This window comes from Acidobacteriota bacterium, assembly GCA_039683095.1.
GTDB lineage: Bacteria > Acidobacteriota > Aminicenantia > Aminicenantales > Saccharicenantaceae > RBG-16-66-30.
Genome location: JBDKSB010000011.1, coordinates 151,210 through 170,785 on the forward strand (window position 1 = coordinate 151,210; position 19,576 = coordinate 170,785).

The window sequence follows — 19,576 nt, forward strand, 5'->3', positions numbered from 1 at the left end:
CGCGCCGCCCCGCGACCCGCCCCGGCGCCTGTCCCGCCGCCCGCCTCACGACCGCCCTCCGACCGTCATCTTGCCGATGCGCAGCGTCGGGCAGCCGTCGTTGACCGGCACATCCTGGCCGTCCTTGCTGCACGTCCCTGTTTGCAGGCCGAAGGCCAGGTCGCCGCCGACCCGGTCGATGCGCTTCAGGATGTCGATGTTCGTCCCGATGAGCGTCGCCTGCTTGACCGGGGCCGTGAGCCGGCCGCCCTCGATGAGATAGCCGAGGGTCACGGAGAAGGTGAACTTGCCTGAGTCCTCGACCTGGCCGCCCGACAGGCTGGCGACGTAGAAGCCCTTGTCGACCGAGCGGACGATGTCCTCAGGCGCGTCCCCGCCCGCCGCGATGTAGGTGTTGGCCATGCGCGGGATGGGCCAGTGGCCGTAGTCCTGGCGCCGCCCGTGCCCCGTCAGCGCAGCGCCGCGCATCAGCCGCGACGAGAGCTTGTCCTGAAGCAGTCCGCGGACGACGCCCTTCTCGATGAGCAGGGTCCGGCGCGGCGCCGTGCCCTCGTCGTCGACGTTGTAGGAGCCGCGGAACGAGGGGATGGTCGGATCGTCGTAGATCGTGACCAGCTCCGAGCCGACCCGCTTTCCCATCTTGTTCCAGAAGATCGAGGTCTTCTTGCGGTTGAAGTCGGCCTCGAGCAGGTGGCCGACGGCCTCGTGGATGAGGACGCCGCTGTGGCCCGGGGCCAGCACGATGGGCATCTCGCCGGCCGGCGCGTCGGCGGCCCCGAGCAGGACGACCGCCTCGCGGGCCGCCCCTTCGCCGATCTGGCGCGGCGTCAGGACGTCGCGGAAGTACTCCAGGCCGACCCGGCCGCCGCCGCCCCAGAAGCCCGCCTCGCGCTTGCCGTCCTTTTCCGAGATGGCGACGCAGACGAGCTTGATCATCGGCCTGGTGTCGCGGACGAGCAAGCCCTCGGAGTTGGCGATGCAGACGTGCGTGAGCGAATCCGAATAATAGGCTTTGACCTTGGCGACGCGCGGGTCGTGTGCTTGGGCCGCGCCGTAGGCCTCGCGGACGAGCTTGATCTTCTCGCCGAGGCCCGATGCGCTCGCCGGCCGGCGGACGGCCAGCCGCTCCGAAGCCCTGGTCCGGTCGCGGAGAGGCGGGGGAGGGGCGTCGGCGCCCCGGCCGCGGGCGATGGCCGCGGCCGTCCGGGCCGTCTTGCGGACCTTGTCCATGGAGAAGTCGTTGGTGTAGCCGAACCCCGTCCGGTCGCCGCGGATGACCCGGATGCCCAGCCCCAGGCTGACGGACTCGGCCGTCTCCTTGATGATGTCCTCCTCCATGTTGACGAAGTCGTAGGTCCGGTGCTCCATGAATATCTCGGCGAACTCGCCGCCGCTCGACAGGGCCTCGCCGAGGACCGACCGCAGGTCGGCCGGGCTCAGGCCGAAGTGGTCGACGTAGGGGATGGCTTTCGGTTTCGTCTGGCGCGTCAAGATGCAGCCATGATGGCATATTTGCCGGGCGGAGGCAAACGCGGCGACAGGAACATCCCGCCTCGGGGACGGCCCCCGGCCTGCTTCCTTGACACCCGGAGGGCCCGGCGGTTTGACGCCCAAGCCCGGGAAGTCCTATAATTTACGCCTGCCATGGGAACGCAGCAGGACCTCAGACAAGCCGTCGATGCCGCCATCGCCGCCGCCCTCCGCGAGGACATGCCCGAGGGCGACATCACCTCCGAGAGCATCATCCCGGCCGAGGCCCGGTCCGAGGCTTGCTTCCTGGCCAAGGAGGACGGCGTCCTGGCCGGCCTCGACGTCGCGGCCCGGGTCTTCGCCACGATCGACCCGTCGATCATCTTCATCGCCCGGTTCAAGGAGGGCGACGCCTTCCGCCAGGGCGACAAGCTGGCCCGCGTGAAGGGGCCGACGGTCGTCCTGCTCAAGGGCGAGCGGACCGCTCTCAACTTCCTCCAGCACCTCTGCGGCGTGGCCGCGGCCACCCGCCGCTTCGTCGAGGCCGTCGCCGGCACCAGGACCAAGATCCTGGACACGCGCAAGACGACCCCCGGCCTGCGCCTGCTCGAGAAGTACGCTGTGCGCGCCGGAGGCGGCACGAACCACCGCATCTCCCTGTCCGACATGGTCCTGATCAAGGACAACCACCTCCGCTTCGTCGGCAGCGTGGCCGAGGCCGTTCGCCGGGCCCGGGCCAAGGCCCGGCCGGGCGTCCGCGTCGAGGTCGAGGCGGCCAGCCTGCTCCAGGTCCGCGAGGCCCTGGCCGCGGGCGCGGACATGATCATGCTCGACAACATGCCCACCGAGATGATGCACCAGGCGGTCACCCTGGCCGGCGGCCGCGTCCCCCTCGAGGCCTCGGGCAACATGACCCTCGACCGCGTCCGGGCCGTGGCCGAGACGGGCGTCGACTTCATCTCCGTGGGCGCCCTGACCCACTCGGCCAAGGCCGTCGACATCAGCATGGACTTCGTCAAGTGAGGCGGCCCGGATGAGCGATCGGAGCGCGCGCGAACCCGACCTCAGGGCCGACGTCCTGGTCATCGGCTGCGGCATCGCCGGGGCCTCCGCCGCCCTCGAAGCGGCCCAGGCCGGTCTGCGCGTCGTCGTCATCACCAAGGACGCCCGGGCCGAGGAATCCAACACCCGCTACGCCCAGGGCGGCATCGTCTCGTTCGCGCCCAACGACCGGCCCGTCCTGCTCAAGCACGACATCCTCGAGGCCGGCGACAGCGTGGGCGATCCGGCGGCCGTCGACATCCTCGTCGCGGACGGCCCCCGGCTCGTCCGGGAAACGCTCATCGACAAGCTCAAGATCCCGTTCACCCGGAGCTCGCCGGACGCCCTCGACTACGCCCTGGAGGGCGGACACTCGCGCCGGCGCATCCTCCATGTCGAGGACGCCACCGGCCGGACGATCGAAGACCGCTTCCTGCGGGCCCTGAGGAAAGAATCCCGGGTGACCGTCCTCACGGGACGGACGGCCGTCGACCTCATGACCGTGCCCCACCATTCGAAGGACCCGGTGGCCTATTACCGCGAGCCCCGGGCCATCGGCGCTTTCGTCCTCAACAACGCCACGGGCGCGGTCGGCCGCATCTTCGCCCCGTTCACCGTCCTGGCCACGGGCGGCTGCGGCTCCGTTTTCCTTCACACCTGCAACCCGCCCGGGGCGGACGGCTCCGGCTACGCCATGGCCTACCGCGCCGGGGCGCGCATCGGCAACATGGAGTACATCCAGTTCCATCCGACCGTCTTCATGCGCGGCTCGGGCGACGGCTTCCTCATCTCGGAATCCGTCCGCGGCGAGGGGGCCCGCCTCAAGACCAGGGACGGCAGGACGTTCATGGAGAAGTACTCGCCGCTGCGGGACCTGGCCCCGCGCGACGAGGTCTCCCGGGCCATCTACGAGCAGATGATCCTGACCAACACGAACTACGTCCTGCTCGACCTCGCCTCGTACGCCAGGCCGGATGTCATCCGCAAGCGCTTCCCGACCATCCTCAAGACGTGCCTCGAGGACGGGGTCGACATCACCCGGCAGCCCATTCCGGTCGTGCCGGCGGCTCACTACTGCTGCGGCGGCGTGCTGGCCGACGGCTGGGGCCGAACCTCGCTCAAGGGCCTCTACGCGGCCGGCGAGGTGGCCTGCACGGGCGTTCACGGCGCCAACCGCCTGGCCTCGACGTCGCTGCTCGAGGGGCTGGTCTGGGGGACGCGGGCGGCCCAGGACATCGCCGTCCGCTTCGACAGCGAGCGGCCCTGCAAGGCCTCGGAGATCTACCGCTGGCGCTATCCGAAAAAAGAGGACGACCTCGACCCGGCCCTGGTCAACCAGGACTGGCTGACCATCCGCTCGACCATGTGGAATTACGCCGGCGTCATCCGGACGCGCAAGCGCCTGGAGCGGGCCAAGGCCGACCTCGACTACCTGCGCCACCGCATCGAGCAGTTCTACCGGGCCGCCCCGGTCAACCCGGCCATCGTCGGCCTGCGCCACGGCATCCTCGTGGCCCTGATGATCACCCAGGCGGCGCTGGCCAACCCCGTCTCCCGCGGCGCCCACTTCATCAAGGAATAGGGGAGGCCGGCGGGCCGCGGATTCCAGAAGGGCCGGGTGGCGGGAACGGGCAACTTGTTCTATAATGGGCCGTTGTATTTTGTTTAACGGAGTCCCCCGATGGCCGACAAGTCCGACGTGAAGGCGACGCTCAACCTGCCGCGCACCGATTTCGCCATGAAGGCCTCCCTGGCCCAGAAGGAGCCGGAGATCATCAAGAGCTGGGAGACCGGCCGCCTTTACGAGAAGATCCTCGAGAAGCGGGCCGCCGCCGGCCGTCCGCCGTTCATCCTCCACGACGGGCCGCCCTACGCCAACGGCCACATCCACCTGGGCACGTCGATGAACAAGATCCTCAAGGACTTCATCGTCAAGTCCCAGTCCATGCTCGGCCACTACGCGCCCTATATCCCCGGCTGGGATTGCCACGGCCTGCCGATCGAGATCCACGTCGACCGGCAGCTCGGCGGCAAGAAGAAGGACATGCCGGTCATGGCCGTCCGCGAGGCCTGCCGCAAGTACGCCGAGAAGTTCATCGACATCCAGCGCGGCGAGTTCAAGCGTCTGGGCGTCCTCGGCGCCTGGGAAAAGCCCTACCTGACCATGGCCCCGGCCTACGAAGCCAAGGTCCTCGAGTACCTGGGCGCCTTCTTCGAGCACGGCGAGGTCTATAAGGGCAAGCGGCCCGTCCACTGGTGCATCCATGACCGGACCGCCCTGGCCGAGGCCGAGATCGAATACAAGGACAAGACCTCGCCCTCGATCTATGTCCGCTTTCCGGTCGTCTCCGGCCTCGGGGCCAAGTTCCCGGCCCTGGCCGGGCGCAAGGTCTCCGTCGTCATCTGGACGACCACGCCCTGGACCCTGCCGGCCAACATGGCCGTCGCCTTCCATCCCGACCACGAGTACGTCGCGGCCGAGGCCGGCGGCGAGGTCTTCATCCTGGCCAGGCGCCTCCTGCCAGTCGTCGCCGGGGAGCTCGGCTGGCCGGAGCCCAAGGTCCTGGCCTCGTTCCCTGGCCGCGCCCTCGAGGGGCTCAAGGCCCGCCACCCGTTCATCGACCGTGATTCGGTCTTCGTCCTGGCCGAGTACGTCACCCTCGAGGACGGCACGGGCTGCGTCCACACGGCGCCCGGCCACGGCCACGACGACTACCTGACCGGCCTGGCCTACGGCCTCGACATCTACACGCCGGTCGACGACGAGGGCCGGTTCACGCCCGAGGTGCCGCGCTACGCCGGCCTGCAGGTTTTCGAGGCCAACGCCCTCATCACCGCCGACATGAAGCGGGACGGGACGCTGCTCAAGGAGACCCAGATCACGCACTCGTACCCCCACTGCTGGCGCTGCAAGAACCCGGTCATCTTCCGGGCCACCGAGCAGTGGTTCATCTCCATGGACAAGGGCGGGCTGCGGACCAAGGCCCGCCAGGCCATCGCCCAGGTCAACTGGATCCCCGAGTGGGGCCAGGACCGCATCGACGGCATGGTGGCCGGCCGGCCCGACTGGTGCATCTCGCGCCAGCGCTCCTGGGGCGTGCCCATCCCGGCCTTCAGGTGCCGGGCCTGCGGCGCGCCGCTGGCCTCGGCGGGCGTGGCCCGCCATGTCGCCGGCATCTTCGCCGTCGAGGGCTCGGACGCCTGGTTCGTCCGCGACGCCGCCGCGCTCGTCCCGCCCGGCGCCGCCTGCGCCTCCTGCGGCGGGACGGATTTCGAGAAGGAATACAACATCCTCGACGTCTGGTTCGAGTCCGGCTCGTCCCAGAACGTCATCGAGCGCGCCCCCGGCCTGTCCTGGCCGGCCGACGTCTACATCGAGGGCCATGACCAGCACCGCGGCTGGTTCAATAGCTCGCTCCTCGTCGGCGTCGACGCCAAGGGCGGCAGCCCCTTCCGGACCTGCATCACCCACGGCTTCATCCTCGACGAGCAGGGAAGGGCCATGTCGAAATCGATGGGCAACGTCATCGAGCCCGGCGAGATCATCAAGCGCAGCGGCGCCGAGATCGTCCGGCTCTGGGCGGCCATGCTCAACTACAAGGAGGACGCCCGCTTCGGCCCGGAGATCGAGCAGCGGCTGGTCGAGGCCTACCGCAAGATCCGCAACACCTGGCGCTTCCTCCTCGGCAACGTGGCCGACTTCGTGCCCGGCCGCGACGCCGTGGCCGAGGCCGACCTCGTCGACCTCGACCGCTGGATCCTCCACCGTTTCGAGGAGGTCCGGGCCCGGGTCGTCAAGTCCTACCGGGAATTCGAGTTCCACCCGATCCTCCACGATATCCTCGACTTCTTCACCGTCGATCTGAGCGCTTTCTATCTCGACGTCGTCAAGGACCGGGCCTACTGCTCGGCCAAGGACGCGCCGGAGCGGCGCTCGGCCCAGACGGCCATGTTCACGATCCTGCACGACTCGCTGCTGCTCATGGCCCCCGTCCTGTCGTTCACGGCCGAGGAAGCCTGGGCCTTCGTCCCGGCCTTCGAAGGCAAGGACCCGTCGATCCACCTGGGCGAGTTCCCGGGCCCCACGGACTGGCTGAAGTCCGCCCCGCGCGGCTTCACCGCCGACATGGAGCGCCTGCTGACCGTCCGCGAGAAGGCCCTCAAGGAGCTGGAGAAGGCCCGGGAATCGAAGCTGATCGGCAACTCCCTCGAGGCCCGGGTGACGCTGAAGGCCTCCCCGGCCGACGCCGGCTTCCTCGAGGCGCGCCGGGCCGGCCTGGCCGCGCTCTTCATCGTCTCCCAGGTCGAGGTCGAAAAGGCCCCGGGCGGCGCGGAGCTGGTCATCGCGGTCGACAAGGCCGCGGGCGCCAAGTGCGAGCGCTGCTGGAACTACTCGACCTCCGTCGGGACGAGCCCGGACTGCCCGGCCCTGTGCGCCCGCTGCGCCCGGGCCGTCAAGGCAGGCCGGGCATGAAGGCGAACGGCCCGTACTTCCTGCTGGCGGGCGCCCTGATCGCCCTGGACCAGGCGACCAAGAACCTCGTCGCCCGCAAGCTCCCGCTCTACGACTCCGTGCCGGTCATCCCCGGCTTCTTCAACATCACCCGCGTCCACAACAAGGGCGCCATCTTCGGCACCTTCTCCCAGACGGGCAACACGCTCGTCTTCGCCCTGCTGACGGCGGCCTCGCTGGCCGCCCTGGCCTTCGTCGTCTACTACTTCTTCAAGACGCCCGCCTCGGACAAGCTCATGAAGGTCTCCCTGACCCTGATCATGGCCGGGGCGGTCGGCAACCAGTTCGATCGGCTCGTCCGCGGCTACGTCGTCGACTTCCTCGACTTCTACGTCGGGAAAGCCCATTGGCCGTTCTTCAACGCGGCCGATTCCTGCATCACCATCGGCGCGTGCCTGATGCTCGTCGTCCTGTTCAGGAGGAAACCCGCATGTTCCCCGTCCTCGTGAAGATCGGCCCCCTGACCGTCCACACCTACGGCTTCATGATGGCCGTCGGGGTGGCCTTCGCCCTGTGGTTCATATTCCGGCAAGCCAAAAAGGCCGGCCTGGACGCCGACCGGATCATGGACGCCTCCTTCTACACGATCATCGTCGCGCTCGTCGGGGCCAAGCTCATCCTGTTCCTCAGCAACATCTCCTATTACACGGCCTATCCCAAGGAGCTCCTGTCGCTGGCCCAGTCGGGCGGCGTCTTCCAGGGCGGCCTGACCTTCGGCGTGGTCTTCGCCCTGTGGTACTTCCACCGCCGGAAGATCCCGACCTGGAAGACGGCCGACGTCATCGTCCCGGCCCTGGCCCTGGGCCACGGCTTCGGCCGGATCGGCTGCTTCAGCGCCGGCTGCTGCTACGGCCGGGAGTGCGCCGCGCCCTGGGCGGTCACCTTCACTAGCAAGTACGCGGCCCAGCTGACCGGCGTCCACCTCGAAACGCCCATGCACCCGGTCCAGCTCTACGAGGCGGCCCTCAACTTCGTCAACTTCGTCGTCCTGTACTTCATACTGAAGAAGAAGAGGTTCGACGGCCAGGTCTTTGCCTTCTACATCATCAACTACTCCGTCATCCGCTTCTTCACCGAGTACTTCCGCGGCGACCACGGCGACAAGGCCTACTTCCTGCGCGGGGCGACCGCCTTCGCCAGCCTGTCCTACCCGCAGCTCTACTGCCTGCTCGGGCTCATCGCCGGGGCCGTCTTCTATGTCATCATGAAGAGGCGACAGGTTGCCCACAGCTGATTTCGTGGCCGGGCCCGAGGCCGACGGCGGCCTGCGGCTCGACGTTTTCCTGGCCGACCGGATCGAGGGCCTGTCGCGGGCCCAGGTCCGCAAGGCCATCGACGCCGGCGGCGCGCGGGTCGGTACGTTCACGCGGAAAGCCGGCTACAAGATCAAGCCCGGGGACCGCGTCCACGTCGAGTACCGGATCCCCGAGCCGGAAGGCGTCCTCGTCGCCCAGAACATCCCCCTCAAGATCATTTACGCCGACCCTGACGTCATAGTCATCGACAAGCCGCCGCACCTCGTCGTCCACCCGGGGCCGGGCCATCCGTCGGGGACGCTGGTCAACGCCCTGCTCCATCACTTCCCGGAGGTCGCCGCCGTCGGCAGCGGGGAGCGTCCGGGCATCGTCCACCGCCTGGACCAGGACACCTCCGGGGTCATGGTCGTAGCCCGCTCGAGCCGGGCCTTCTCCTACCTCCGCGACCAGTTCAAGCGGCGCGTGGTCTGGAAGACCTACCTGGCCCTGGTCTGGGGCCGGATGTCGGACACCGCGGGCAAGCTCGACTGGCCGCTCGGACGGCACCCCACGGAGGGCTCGCGGATCTCCATCCGGGCCCGGAGCCCTAAACGGGCCGAAACCTTCTTCCAGGTCCAGCGGGCTTTCGTGGATACCACGCTGCTCGAGGTCAAGCCGGTCACGGGCCGGACCCACCAGATCCGCGTCCATATGGCCGCGGCCGGGCACCCCGTCTGCGGCGACCCGGTCTACGGCCGGAAGCGCGAGCCGCGCGAGTTCCCCCGCATCTTCCTCCACGCCCACACGCTGTCCTTCCTCCACCCGGACAACGATAAGCGGCTGACCTTCGCTTCGCCCCTGCCGCCCGATCTGGAGGCGGTCATCGCCCGCGAGCTGTCCCTGAAGACCTGAACGGGGCAGGATCCCTCAGAGCCCGCCGAGCTTCTTGCGGAGACTGTCCTTCTCGGCTTCGACCTGGCGCAGGATCTGGCGGTAGCCGGGGTGGTTGAGGATGACCCCGCAGACCGGGCCCAGCGGGCCGTTCAGGAGCGGGAAGGGGTAATCGACCCGGTGCAGCCTCCGCCGGGAGATCTCGAGTCCCGCCCGGATCTCGGCCAGCATCTCGTCGGGGAGGCAGAGAAAAGCATATACGGCGGTCGCGTCCATCCCCGGGACAGGCGAGTGGTTCCGGAAAGCCCGCAGGGCTCCGATGGCCTTGTCTTTCTCTCCCTCGGCCGCCCAGAGGACGGCCTGGGCCAGGCGGACGTCCGGGTCCTCCGGGGCCAGGACCATGGCGACCGTGATCTCGTGCCGGGCCCCCTCCAGATCATTCAGCAGCAGCAGGGACCGGGCATGCACGGCAAACGCCCGGGCGCTGGCCGGATTCATCACGCAGAGCCTGGCCGTATCCCGCTCGGCTGCGCCGAACTGACCCGCCAGCGTCTCGTAGAAGGCCCTAAGGCGGTAGGCCCGGGTCGACCGGTCGCCCAGGTCGATCGCCCGGGTCAGGTAGAAGACGGCCCTGTCCGCCAGGCCGATATGTCCGAGGAAAGCCCCGGTGTAATAGTTCACCTCGAGTTCGGCGGGAGCCAGGTCGCGGGCCTTCTTGAACCAGGCATAGGCTTCGTCCACGTTGCCGCTGAGAAGCTGCGTCCAGCCGGCGCCGAGGAGCGCCTCGGGCAGGCCCGGGTTCAAACGCAGGGCCTCCCGGTAAGCGGCGGCCATGGCCTCGAGAGCGGCCTGGTCGCTGCCGCCGGAGCCATAATACTCGTTCTGATAACAATGCCCCAGGCCGAAATGGGCGCGCGCGCTGCCCGGCCGGGCCGCGATGGCCTGGCGATAGAGGCCGACGGCCTGCCGCAGCCGCTCCGGGTCGAATTCCGAGACGGAAGCCCGCTCGGCCGCCTGGGCCTCCTCGAGGAACGGTCCGGGGTCGTCGCCGGCTGCCTTCAGGCCCGGCTCGAGGCCAGGGGAGCGGCCTGGGGACGCGGTCAGGCCCAGGGCGGGGAGAAGCTTGTCCGCGACGAGGGGCGCCAGGTCCAGGGGATCCTCGCCGGCGCTGACCGATGCGCTGGCGGGCCGGTCACTCGGGCCGAAGAGGTCATAGCTCAGCGTCCAACCGCCGGCTTTCTTCCAGAAATGGCCGACGAAAAGATGGGTCGCTTCCGTCCTTCTCATCAGGGACCGGATCAGGGATTCGGACGGGTCAACGCGGCCGGAGGCGTCGAGGGCCTTCAGGGATTCCGCCACCGCCGGCGCGTTGACGACCGCGAGGCCCTCCCCGGTCTTGGCCCTGATCTCGGCGATGATCCGGCGCTGGAGCCGGCCGCCGAGGACCTCGCGCCCGGCGTCCCCCGTATCGTTGAGGACCGGCAGGACGGCCAGGGAGACGGGCGGCCTCGACGGAGCATCGACGCTTTTCTTCAGCCGTCCGGCCCGCAGGGCCACGAAGACCGTCACGATCAGAACAACGAGGTAGCCGACCGCGAGGCCCGCCCGCATGATCAGCCGGCGCCGCGACGACGGCAGGCCGTGATGTTTCGCTCTTCTGAGCCACTGGTCGAGCTCTTCCGAATCGGCATAGACCCGGGACTTGGGCGAATCATCGACGCGGTGGATGGGCAGCCCGGCCTCGCGTTCCAGGCGCTGGCAGGTGCGGATGCTGTGGTTCAGGTAGTCCGCGACGGCCTTCCAGGAATCGAGAATGACCCCTGATCCCATTCCTGCTTTCCCCGAAAAAATTGTAGCGGACCCGCCTTTGGAAAGCAAGAGGGGCCCGGGGAACCAGGGGCCCCGGCCTCGGGCCTAATTGACGATGATGTACCTGAAGTTCCCCTGGGCCAGGGCGTCCGCGGCATAAGCGCTGATCTGCCCGGGAGGCGCCGGACCTTCGCAGTTCATCTCGAGCAGCAGGTACCGGACCGACTGGAAGGTCAGGGACGAGCCCGGCAAGAGCGGCACGGCGACCCCGGCGAGCATGTGCTCCGGCACGCGGATCAGGATGACCCGGTAATTCGAGAGCCGGAGCCAGAGCGCCGCGAAGAGCACGGCCTTGGAATCGCAGTCGCCGTTGTCGTCGACGAGAACCCGGAGCGGCACATCGACCCCCGAGCAGAACCGGCCGCCGTCCACGGCCGGGGTCGGCCGGTAGGGGATGGCCTGAACGAAGGAATGCAGGGCGGCCAGCAGACCGGCCTTGGACGGCCCGAAGGACCGCCGGAAGGCCTCGGCGATCGGCTTCATCCGGGCCGAGCTGGCCCGGACGAGGCGCCGATAATCGACGGCCAGGCCGCCCGATGCGAGCCGCATGCCATGGGCTTCGGCGTACTTCTTCAATTCTGCCCGAAGGCGCTCCTCCACCTCCTTATGGGTGGCCTCCCACCGCTGCTCGAAAGCCGATATGATGCTCGCCGCCTCGGCTTCGCCCGCCGTCCACTCGGGCAGGTCGGACTTCAGGACGAATTCGAAATCCCTGGCCGGAGCCTGGCTGACCTGGAAGCCGGCGGGGACGGGCGCATCGGAGACGGCTCGCTTGGCGATGTCAAGGGCGGACAGGCCCCGTTCCCGGCGGATGCGGGCCTCGGCCTCGAGAAGATGCCGCCTCAGATCCTCGATCGGGAATCCCAGGGCCTGCTCGGACTCCGCCAGGTCCGCATCCGATATGGCCAGCTCGATCGACCGGACCAAGCCCTTCGTGTCCGTCCATCGGTAGGCAATCCGGCAGCCGCCGGGCACGATCGTCTTCCGGACCGAGCGGTCCGGGTCCGCGCTCCCGGGCCCGGTCCCCGGCCGGGCGAACGCGTAAAGGGCCGCCCACAGGACGAGCGCGCCCCCGACGATCTTTTCCCGCCAGGAATGCATCCGGCACCTCCCCCGATACCGGCCGCCGTGAATCTCGGCGCGGCAACCCGGGATTCAAGAGCCTGACGCATCATGGCCGACGGGCGCCGCGACGCTTCGCATCGCGTTGCTTCCGGGGCCGGGCGGCCGCGGCGGCGCTGCCGGGGCGCTATCCGGGAACGTTCACCTTTTTGAACGAACGTGATATTCCTGAACGCCGGGGGAGGGCCGGGAGGGAGGAAGCGAAGCGGCCTCGAACACGCGGACGGGCGTGATGCCAAGCTTGCGGAGCTTGTAATGCAGCGTCGTCGGCTTGATCCCGAGGATCTTTGCCGCCTGGTTCTGCCGGCCGTTCGTCTGTTCCAGCACATAGACGATGATGTCCCGCTCGAGCCGGTCGAGGGCTTTCTTCAGGCCGGCGCGGTCGTCCAGGCAGACGTGGCGGACGTAAAGCGAGATGAGCTCCCGGGACAGGGCCGCCGGGCGGGCTTCAGGCTGCCCATCCTGTCCGGCCCCCTGCTTCCCGGCTTCGTTCGGCTGGATCATGTCTTTCCCGGACCCTGCGGCCGTCGCTCTCCAATAATTTCAATCCACTTGAAAACATTAGATCGCCGCACGCCGATGGCAAGTGGAAAAATGCGACTGGGATGAGCGGAAGTGCGACAGGGATGCGCCAGACAGCGTGTTTTCGCCTCGCTCTGGTTACGCGGGTCCCGACGCGTTCATCGTCCCCAGGCACTCTCTTTATGCCGCTGACCCGTTCCTGAAAACGGGGCTATTTCCCGTCGAATATCGGGCTTCTCTGAAGAGAAACGGTTAGAACGCGTGAGAAGGGCGCCGAAAGAGGGGCGGAGGCGACCCCCGAGCCCTGCGGCGCCCTCCGTCATAACGTGGATATTCCTCTTGAGCCCGATGCCCTTTTTGGGTAAAATAGCCTTTCGTTTTCGCCGAGAATCCCAGGAGGCTCGAGGATGAAAGACTATTCGGCCGAAGCAATAAGAAATATCGTCCTGGCCGGGCACGGCTCTTCGGGGAAGACGACGCTCGCGTCGGCCTTCCTGTTCGATGCCGCGGCGACCAACCGGCTGCTCAAGGTCGACAAAGGCAACACCATCACCGACTACGATCCCGACGAGATCGAGCGCAAGATCTCGATCAACGCGACGCCCTGCTTCTGCGAGTGGGCCAGCCACAAGATCAACGTCATCGACACGCCCGGCTACAGCAACTTCCTCTGGGACACCCGGGCCGCCCTGCGGGCCGTCGACGGGGCCGTCGTCCTGATCGACGCCGTGGCCGGGGTCGAGGTCGGCACCGAGAAGGTCTGGGAGATGATCGAGGAGCGCGGCCTGCCGCGCCTTTTCGTCATCAACAAGATGGACCGCGAGAACGCCAACTTCGGCCGCGCCCTCGAATCCGTCCGCGAGTTCTTTGGCCGCCAGGCCGTCCCGGTCCAGCTGCCGATCGGCGAGGAGAAGAACTTCGCCGGCGTCGTGGACATCGTCGAGCGGAAGGCCTACCTCTTCGAGAAGGATGAGAGCGGCAAGATGACCGAGGCGGCCGTCCCCGAGGCCCTGGCCGGCGAGGTCGAGCGCCGCTACAAAGAGCTGATGGAGATGGTCGCCGAATCCGACGAGAAGCTCATGGAGAAGTATTTCGACAAGGGCGAGCTCGCGCCGGAGGAGTTCAAGGCCGGCCTCAAGAAGAGCATCCGCCGCCACCAGATCTACCCGGTCTTCGCGGCCTCGGGCCTGGCCAACATCGGCGCCCAGCCGCTCATCGACGGCGTCATCGCCTACCTGCCGTCGCCGGTCGAGGCCGGGGCGGTCAAGGCCGCGATCAAGGGCGAGGACAAGGCCGTCGCCCCCTCGGCCGACGGCCCGTTCGCGGCCATCGTCTTCAAGACCATCTCCGACCCCTACACGGGCCGGATCTCCCTGATGCGCGTCTTCTCCGGCCGGGTCAACCCCGACGGCGCGGTCTATAACCCCAACCGCGACGCCGACGAGAAGCTCGGCGGCCTCTTCTTCCTCCAGGGCAAGGAGCAGATCGCGGCCGGCCAGGCCAAGGCCGGCGACATAGTGGCCACGGCCAAGCTCAAGGTCACGGCCACGGGCGACACGCTCTGCGTCAAGGGCTCCGGGATCGTCTTCCCGGACATCAACTTCCCGCTGCCGTCCATCTCCTTCGCCATCGAGCCCAAGACCAGGGCCGACGAGGACCGCATCTCCCAGGCCACCCACCGCATCACCGAGGAGGACCCGACGGTCCGCATCGAGCGCGACCCCAACACCTCCCAGCTCATCATCTCCGGCAACGGCGAGCTCCACGTCCGCATCATCACCGAGCGGCTGAAGAAGCGCTACAACGTCGACGTCGACCTCAAGCCGCCCAAGATCTCCTACCTCGAGACGATCAAGGGCAAGTCCGACGTCCAGGGCCGGCACAAGAAGCAGACCGGCGGCCGCGGCCAGTTCGGCGACTGCTGGATCAAGTTCGAGCCCCTGCCGCGCGGCAAGGACTTCGAGTTCGAGGACAAGGTTTTCGGCGGGGCCATCCCGCGCAACTTCATCCCCTCGGTCGAGAAGGGCCTCCAGGAAGCCCGCAAGAAGGGCGTGCTGGCCGGCTACCCGACGGTCGATTTCAAGGCCATCCTCTACGACGGGTCCTACCACGATGTCGACTCGTCCGACATCGCCTTCAAGATCGCGGCCAACAAAGCCTACAAGAAGGGCATCCGCGAGGCCAAGCCGACCCTGCTCGAGCCGGTCATGAACGTCGAGATCTACACGCCCGAGGCCTACATGGGCGACATCATGGGCAACCTCAACGGCCGGCGCGGCCGGGTCCAGGGCATGGAGCAGAAGGGCCCCATGCGCGTCCTCAAGGCCCAGGTGCCGATGTCGGAGATGCTCGACTTCGAACCGACCCTGACCTCGATCACCGGCGGCCGCGGCTCCTTCCTCATGGAGTTCTCGCACTACGAGGAAGCGCCCTCGAACATCCAGCAGAAGATCATCGCCGAAGCGGTCAAGGAAGGCCGGGTCAAGCCCGAAGAAGAGGACTGACCGGTCCTTAAGCCGCCGGCTTCTTCGTCCCCTTGACGAAGATAAGGAGCAGGGCGGCCGCCGCCGTCAAGCCCAGCGAAAGAACGAAGGGGGCCTGTCTGCCCATCTTGTCCCAGAGGACGCCGGCCGCCATGGAGGCCGGGAAGGCGCACACGCCGATGACCATCTGGAATCCCCCCAAGACCGAGGCCCGGTAGGCGTCTGGCGCGAGCTCGGCGGCGATCGTCTTCTGGACCGGGTCGAGGGCGGCCTTGTGGACGCCGTAGAGGACGAACAGCAGGCCGACGGCCGCCAGGCCGCGGGCGAATATGACTCCGGTGCAGACGACGGCCCAGGCGCCGAGGGCCAGGAACATGACGGGCTTGCGCCCGATCCGGTCCGAGAGCCGGCCGAAGGGGTAGGACAGGAAGGCGGCCACGGCCGAGTAGACGAGGAAGAGGACGGGGATGGCGCCCGTCTTGAAGCCCTCCGACTTGGCGTAGAGGAGCAGGAACGAATAGGTGAAGGCGCCCAGGGCGAAAACGGCGTTGAGGACGATGTAGAGGGACAGGTTCCTGCCGACGTCCTTGAACGACAGGCCCTTGAAGACCCGGGCCACCGGGGTTCTTTCCTCCCGGATGTTCCGCAGGATGAGCAAGACGGCGACGATGGAGGGGATGGCGGCCAGGGCGAAGAGGAGCCGGTAGCCCAGGACGCTGAAGAAGGCGATGGAGATGAGGATGCCGGCGACGGACCCGGAGTAGTCCATGGCCCGGAGCAGGCCGAAATTACGGCCCCGGTTCGCGTCAGTCGAGATATCGGCCAGCATGGCGTCCCGCGGAGCGCCGCGGATCTTGCCGGCCCGGTCGAGGACGCGGAAGGGGATGAGGTGCTGCCAGACCGACGAGGCGGCGTAGCCCAGCCGCGAAACCGCGCCGCAGAGATAGCCGGTCCAGATGAAGACCTTGCGCTTGCGGATCTTGTCCGAATAGTAGCCGGCGACGGCCTGCGACAGCGAGACGACGGCTTCGCCCAGGCCGTCGAGAAAGCCGAGCGCGGCCATGTTGGCCTTGAGGACCTGGGTGACGAAGAGGGGCCAGACGGGGTTGATGATGTCCGAGCCCATGTCGTTGAGGAACGAGGCCCAGGCGAACGTGCGGATGGTCTCGCGGGTCCCTGGCGGCGCCGCGGCCTTCGTCCCGGCAAGAGGTTCTTGCGGCATGGACGATAATTATAGCGCGTCGGCAGGGAAAAAGAACTATCCCGGACGCGTTGACAGGTCCGGAAGGCCGCGGATATGATACGGGGGCAATCCGCCGGACGGAGGGTCTCATGACGCATTTCCAGCGCGCCGCGGGCTTTGTTTTCCTGATCGCCTGCATCCTTGCCGTCGCTCCCGGCTTCGCCCAGGCCCCGGCGTCGCCCTCGACCCCGGCTCGGGGCCAGGAGGCGGACAAGCCCGCCGCGGACAAGCCCGATCCCACGCTGACTCTCAAGATCGGCGATCCCCGGCTCAGGGACAAGGTCATGGCCGTCGCGCCGGGCGATATCCTCTCCGGGCGGACCGGCCGGCCCCTGGGCTTCGAGCGGATGGCCGACGAGATGATGGCCGCCCGGATCGTCCACGTCGGCGAGACCCACAACTCGATGCCCATGCACGAGGTAGAGTTCCAGGTCATCCGGGCCCTCTACGCCAGGGACCGGCGCCTGGCCATCGGCCTGGAGATGATCCCCGTGACCCTCCAGGAGGCCCTCAACAGGTGGACGGACAGCATCCTGACCAGGGACGAGCTCCTGCGCCAGCTCAACTGGTATGTCACCTGGAACTTCAACTTCGGCTACTACGAGAAGATCTTCGACTTCGCCCGGGAGCACCGGCTGCCGGTCTACGCCCTGAACGCGCCGGGCGAGGTCATCAACACGATCCGCATGGGCGGCTGGGAGGCCCTGAGCGACGCCGAGAAGGCCTTCTTCCCGGGGCCTCCCGATCTCGCGAACCAGGACCATCGGACGCTCATCAGGACGGTCTTCGAGTCCTCCGACATCCCGGAGGCGATGAAGGGCGCCGGACTCGACATGATGTTCGAGGGCCTCTATCGGGGCCAGTCGGCCTGGGACGAGGTCATGGGGGCGAACGCGGTCAGGGCGGCCCAGGCCGAGGGGCGGCGCGTCGTCGTCTGCGCCGGTTCGGGGCATCTCCTCTACAACCTGGGCCTGAACCGGCGCGCTTTCGAGCGGTCGAAGCTGCCGTTCAGGACGGTCATCGCCGTCGAGGTCCCGGCCGGGAAGAAGGACCTGACGGTCAGCCGGGCGATCGGCGACTATGTTTTCGGCCTGGCGGCGCAGGACAAGCCCGCCTTCCCGAACATCGGCCTGGGGCTCAAGAAGGTCGAGGGCCTGGAGAACCTGGTCGTCGACCCGAAGCCGGCCGAGGGCGCCTCGAGCCGGGCCGGCTTCGAGAAGGGCGACGTCATCCTGTCCGTCGACGGGAAGGCTTACACGGACATCAACGAGCTGCGGATGGAGCTGGCCAAGCTCCGCTGCGGCGGCGAGGTCAGGTTCGAGGTCCTGCGGGCCGGCGCGGTCAAGGACGTCGCGCTCAAGTGCGAGCGGTCCGCGGCGCCCGCAGTGGCCGCGGACAAGGAATTGCCTTAACATACTTCCGCTCCAGGAGAAAAGACCCATGAAGCGATTCAATTCGGCGCAGATATCGGCGATCGCGATCCTCACCGGCTGCCTGATGGCGATCGGGGCGGCCTCCGCCGGGACCGCGGAAGAACGGCCCCGGGCCGCCGGGCAGGCCATCTTGAAGACCCCCGCGGAACTGGCCGACTATCGTGAATACAGCCAGAACGAGGCCGTCGCGGCGTTCCTGAGCGGCCTCGCCGCGGCTTCCGACCGGGTCGCCGTTTCGACCGCCGGGCGGAGCCTGCCGGCCGACGCGTATGGCGCCCGGGAGATCTTCCTGGCCGTCCTCAGCGCGAACGGCGCGGCGACGCCCGGGGCGCTCGACCGGAAGAAGCCGACCGTCCTCCTCACGGCCGCCCAGCACGGCAACGAGCAGTCGGCCAAGGAAGCCGTGCTCCGGCTCGTCCGGGACCTGGCCGTCGGAGAGCTCCGTCCGCTCCTCGACAAGATCAACGTCCTGGCCATGCCCCAGACCAATCCCTACGGCAACTTCATGGACGTCCGGGTGAATGAGCTCGACCTGGACATGAACCGCGACCACGTCAAGCTCGAAGCCGAGGGCGTGCGGGCCATCCACCGGGTTTTCCGCCGCTGGACGCCCGAGGCGACGATCGACGTCCACGAGAAGGGCGACGATTATTACCGGGTATCCATCGGCTGCGTTTCCAACGCCAACATCGGCAAGGACCTGCAGGAGTTCTCGCGATCGGTCCTTCTGGCCGAGATCGAGAAGGCCCTGAAAAAAAAGGGCGTGGCCTTCCACGAATACCTGGTCACCGAGGACCTCGGCCTGGACACGTCGTCGGGCGCGGCCTATGCCCAGGGGGCGTCCGGCCCGCGCGAGGAGATGAAGCGCTTCTCGACGACCGACCTCAACGACGGCCGCAACAGCCTGGGCATCTTCGAGACGCTGTCCTTCATCCAGGAAGGCGCGTCGCGCCACGATATCGGGACGCTCGAGGCCCGGACGGGCTGGCAATACCAGGGTTTGAGGGCCTGGCTCGAGTCGGTCGCCGGCCACGCCGCGGACGTCCTGGAGATGGTCCGCCGGGACCGGGCCCGGCTGCTCGAGCGGGCCGCCGTCCGGGACGCGGCCGATCCCGTCCACCTGCGGATGAAGTTCGCCCGCGACCCGAAGGAGCCCCAGCTGCTGCTCAAGGCGTTCGAGACGGTCGAGCCGCCAATCCGGGGCGTCCTCAAGGTCGACAAGAAGGCGGGGGAGACCCTCACGGCCGCCGACATCGCCCCCTATCCCGCGCCGCGGAACGTCAAGATCGTCGACGAGGTGGTCAAGAACTGGTTCCCGAACGTCGAGCCGACGCTTTCGGTGGCCAGGCCGCGCGGCTACATCGTCCGCGGCGACCGGCTCGATATCGTCGAGGCCCTGCTCGGCCTGGGCGTCGAGGTGGGACTCGTCGTCAGGGACGGGGTGGCGAGCGCCGAAGCCTACGACGTTAAGGAGATCGTCCCGGCCGGGCTCGATTACCTGGCCCCGGAGAAGATCGCCGTCGCCGCCAGGGCCGTCGAGGTCCCGGTCCGGAAGGGCGATTTCTACGTCGATTGCGTCCAGCCGGCGGCCAACCTCGTGCCCTGCCTGCTCGAGCCGCAATCGGAGTTCGGCCTCATCCGCTACTGGAAGTTCAAGCTCGTGCCGGAAGCCGGCGGCGTCTTCGAGATCCTGCGCTTCACGGGCAAGACGGCGCCCGCCGTCGTTCCCTACAAGCGTTGGGAATAGGCAGGAC

Annotated in this window: 14 protein-coding genes; 9 read left to right on the forward strand and 5 right to left on the reverse strand. The window is 68.0% G+C overall.

Annotated features, from left to right (window positions below; all coding sequences use genetic code 11):
* Positions 1–45: 45 nt before the first annotated feature.
* Positions 46–1,491: a TldD/PmbA family protein gene (locus ABFD52_07450; GenBank protein ID MEN6560592.1), complete on the reverse strand. Its 1,446-nt coding sequence runs from the start codon at positions 1,489–1,491 to the stop codon at positions 46–48.
* Positions 1,492–1,644: 153 nt separating this feature from the next.
* Between ABFD52_07450 and nadC the strand changes: the two genes are divergently transcribed.
* The 6 genes from nadC (at position 1,645) to ABFD52_07480 (ending at position 9,171) form a co-directional block, all read left to right on the forward strand.
* Positions 1,645–2,493: a carboxylating nicotinate-nucleotide diphosphorylase gene (nadC, locus tag ABFD52_07455; GenBank protein ID MEN6560593.1), complete on the forward strand. Its 849-nt coding sequence runs from the start codon at positions 1,645–1,647 to the stop codon at positions 2,491–2,493.
* Between the two features lie 10 nt (positions 2,494–2,503).
* Positions 2,504–4,093, forward strand: coding sequence for an L-aspartate oxidase (nadB, locus tag ABFD52_07460; protein ID MEN6560594.1), 1,590 nt, complete (start codon positions 2,504–2,506; stop codon positions 4,091–4,093).
* A gap of 99 nt (positions 4,094–4,192) precedes the next feature.
* On the forward strand, positions 4,193–6,985 hold the full coding sequence (ileS, locus tag ABFD52_07465) for an isoleucine--tRNA ligase (protein ID MEN6560595.1): 2,793 nt from the start codon (positions 4,193–4,195) through the stop codon (positions 6,983–6,985).
* Positions 6,982–7,473 carry a signal peptidase II gene (gene lspA, locus ABFD52_07470; protein MEN6560596.1) on the forward strand — a complete coding sequence of 164 codons (492 nt, stop codon included), beginning with the start codon at positions 6,982–6,984 and terminating at the stop codon, positions 7,471–7,473. The genes ileS and lspA overlap by 4 nt, the downstream gene beginning before the upstream one ends.
* Positions 7,455–8,258 carry a prolipoprotein diacylglyceryl transferase gene (lgt, locus tag ABFD52_07475; GenBank protein ID MEN6560597.1) on the forward strand — a complete coding sequence of 268 codons (804 nt, stop codon included), beginning with the start codon at positions 7,455–7,457 and terminating at the stop codon, positions 8,256–8,258. Before lspA ends, lgt begins: the two co-directional genes overlap by 19 nt.
* Positions 8,245–9,171 (forward strand): RluA family pseudouridine synthase, encoded by a 927-nt coding sequence (locus ABFD52_07480; protein MEN6560598.1) that lies wholly within the window; start codon positions 8,245–8,247, stop codon positions 9,169–9,171. The genes lgt and ABFD52_07480 overlap by 14 nt, the downstream gene beginning before the upstream one ends.
* Before the next feature lie 15 nt (positions 9,172–9,186).
* Here ABFD52_07480 and ABFD52_07485 read toward each other — a convergent pair whose 3' ends face one another.
* The 3 genes from ABFD52_07485 to ABFD52_07495 form a co-directional block, all read right to left on the reverse strand.
* A complete protein-coding gene (locus ABFD52_07485; GenBank protein ID MEN6560599.1) occupies positions 9,187–10,980 on the reverse strand; it encodes a tetratricopeptide repeat protein in 1,794 nt (597 codons plus the stop codon).
* An 84-nt stretch (positions 10,981–11,064) separates the two neighbouring features.
* Complete coding sequence (locus tag ABFD52_07490) at positions 11,065–12,120, reverse strand: hypothetical protein (protein MEN6560600.1); 1,056 nt, start codon at positions 12,118–12,120, stop codon at positions 11,065–11,067.
* 162 nt (positions 12,121–12,282) lie between these two features.
* Positions 12,283–12,645: a helix-turn-helix domain-containing protein gene (locus ABFD52_07495; GenBank protein MEN6560601.1), complete on the reverse strand. Its 363-nt coding sequence runs from the start codon at positions 12,643–12,645 to the stop codon at positions 12,283–12,285.
* Positions 12,646–13,070: 425 nt separating this feature from the next.
* On the opposite strand from ABFD52_07495, the gene fusA reads away from it, so the two are divergent.
* Entirely contained in the window at positions 13,071–15,167 is a 2,097-nt protein-coding gene (gene fusA / locus ABFD52_07500) for an elongation factor G (GenBank protein ID MEN6560602.1), read from the forward strand.
* 7 nt (positions 15,168–15,174) lie between these two features.
* On the opposite strand, the gene ABFD52_07505 is transcribed toward fusA, so the two are convergent.
* A complete protein-coding gene (locus ABFD52_07505; GenBank protein MEN6560603.1) occupies positions 15,175–16,368 on the reverse strand; it encodes an MFS transporter in 1,194 nt (397 codons plus the stop codon).
* A 110-nt stretch (positions 16,369–16,478) separates the two neighbouring features.
* Between ABFD52_07505 and ABFD52_07510 the strand changes: the two genes are divergently transcribed.
* Entirely contained in the window at positions 16,479–17,801 is a 1,323-nt protein-coding gene (locus tag ABFD52_07510; GenBank protein ID MEN6560604.1) for a ChaN family lipoprotein, read from the forward strand.
* A gap of 28 nt (positions 17,802–17,829) precedes the next feature.
* Positions 17,830–19,569, forward strand: coding sequence for a M14 family zinc carboxypeptidase (locus ABFD52_07515; GenBank protein MEN6560605.1), 1,740 nt, complete (start codon positions 17,830–17,832; stop codon positions 19,567–19,569).
* Positions 19,570–19,576 lie beyond the last annotated feature (7 nt).